The 318-nt window shown below is 45.9% G+C and carries 1 rRNA gene; it reads right to left on the bottom strand.

Annotated elements, in window-relative coordinates:
- A 23S ribosomal RNA gene (locus A500_RS19210) occupies positions 1–311 on the bottom strand; the annotation flags it as partial.
- Positions 312–318 lie beyond the last annotated feature (7 nt).

Raw genomic sequence — 318 nt, 5'->3', positions numbered from 1 at the left:
TTTAATGTTCTGTCCGCAACCCCAGAGATAAATCTCTGGTTTGGGCTCTTTCCCTTTCGCTCGCCGCTACTAAGAAAATCGATTTTTCTTTCTCTTCCTCTAGGTACTTAGATGTTTCAGTTCCCTAGGTTTACCTTCCTGCAGCTATTTATTCACTACAGGATACATGGGGTTTCCCATGTGAGTTCCCTCATTCGGAAATTTTCGGATCACTGGCTATGTGCGCCTACCCGAAACTTATCGCAGCTTATCACGTCCTTCATCGGCTCCTGATGCCAAGGCATTCACCATGCGCCCTTTGTAGCTTGACCTTTTTTC

The organism is Clostridium sartagoforme AAU1 (assembly GCF_000401215.1).
Classification (GTDB): Bacteria; Bacillota; Clostridia; order Clostridiales; family Clostridiaceae; genus Clostridium; species Clostridium sartagoforme.
This window is presented reverse-complemented; position numbering and strand designations above follow the sequence as displayed.